This is a genomic window from Roseomonas sp. TAS13, assembly GCF_001950415.1.
In the GTDB taxonomy this organism is placed as follows: domain Bacteria; phylum Pseudomonadota; class Alphaproteobacteria; order Acetobacterales; family Acetobacteraceae; genus Roseomonas; species Roseomonas mucosa.
This window is the reverse complement of the sequence record NZ_BDLP01000605.1, coordinates 1-1682: the sequence shown is the minus strand read 5'-3', so window position 1 is coordinate 1682 and position 1682 is coordinate 1. Positions and strand designations below refer to the sequence as shown.

The 1682-nt window shown below is 70.7% G+C and carries 1 pseudogene; it reads left to right on the top strand.

Annotated features, from left to right (window positions below):
- Positions 1 to 130 precede the first annotated feature (130 nt).
- Positions 131 to 1682 (top strand): annotated as a pseudogene (locus ROTAS13_RS24130) (error-prone DNA polymerase); the annotation flags it as partial.

Here is a 1682-nt window from a genome sequence, read left to right as displayed (position 1 = left end):
GGTCTCGGGATGTGGTGCCGGCGATCAGCATTGGCTTTGAAGGGCAAGCGGGGTTCTTCCCAATGGTTGGGGGGAAACCCCAATCCTACCGCAGCTCCTTCCCGCCGCCGATCCATGCACCACACTCGAGCAGCTGGACTACGCGCCCTACTTCCTGACCGTGGACGAGGTGGTGCGCTTCGCACGCGAGCACGACATCCTCTGCCAGGGACGCGGCTCGGCCGCCAACTCCACCGTCTGCTACGTGCTGGGCATCACCGCGGTCGACCCCTCCAAGCACGACCTGCTGTTCGAGCGGTTCCTCTCGGCCGAGCGCGCCGAGCCGCCCGACATCGACGTGGATTTCGAGCACGAGCGGCGCGAGGAGGTGATCCAGTTCATCTATCGCCGCTACGGCCGCGACCGCGCGGCGATCGTCGGCACCGTGATCCGCTTTCGCGGCCGCTCGGCGGTGCGTGAGGTCGGCAAGGCGCTCGGGCTGTCCGAGGACGTCACCGGGCGGCTGGCCAAGGCGAGCTGGGGCCCGGGTCGGGACAGCAGCCTGGCCGAGATCGCCGCGACCGAGGGCCTCGACCTCGCGGATCGTCGCCTCCGCCTGGCCCTGGAACTCGCCGAGGAGATCCAGGACTTCCCCCGCCACCTCGCCACCCATGTCGGCGGCTTCGTCATGTCACGCGGTCCGCTGATCGAGATGGCCGTGGTCGGCAACGCCGCCATGGAGGGGCGGACGGTGCTGGAGTGGGACAAGAACGACGTCGAGGCGCTCGGTCTGCTCAAGGTCGATATCCTGGCGCTGGGCATGCTGAGCTGCCTGCGGCGCGGCTTCGACCTGCTGCGCCGGCACCGCCTCGCCGATCTTGATCTTGCCGGTGTGCCACGAGACTGCGAGCGGACCTACGCCATGCTGAGGCGAGCCGACTCCCTGGGCGTCTTCCAGGTCGAGAGCCGGGCGCAGATGAACATGCTGCCCCGGCTGCGGCCGGCGCGGTTCTACGACCTGGTGGTGCAGGTCGCCCTGGTCCGGCCCGGCCCGATCCAGGGCGACATGGTGCATCCCTACCTGCGGCGCCGCTGGGGCGACGAGGAGCCCGTCTACCCCTCCCCTGCCCCGGAGCACGGGCCAGCGGACGAGCTGGAGCAGGTCCTCGGCCGCACGCTGGGCGTGCCGCTGTTCCAGGAGCAGGCCATGCGGGTGGCCATCGTCGCCGCCGGTTTCTCGCCCGGTGAGGCCGACCAGCTGCGCCGCGCCATGGCGACCTTCAAGTACACGCAGGGCGTGGCGGTGTACCGGGACAAGCTGGTCGGCGGCATGGTCCGCAGAGGCTACGATCCCGAACTGGCCGAGCGGGTGTTCCGGCAGATCGAGGGCTTCGGCTCCTACGGCTTCCCGGAAAGCCACGCCGCCAGTTTCGCCCACCTCGCCTACGCCTCGGCCTGGCTGAAGTGCCACCATCCGTCCGTGTTCGCGGCCGCCCTGCTGAACTCCCAGCCGATGGGCTTCTACGCGCCGGCACAGATCGTGCGCGATGCCCAGGCGCACCGCGTGGCGGTGCGGCCGCTCGACGTCAACGCGAGCCAGTGGGACTGCACCCTGGAGCCGGAGGCGGGCAGCGCCGAGGGCCTGGCGCTCCGGCTGGGGCTTCGCCTCGCCGCGGGCCTGGCCGCCGAGGACGGCCAGCGGG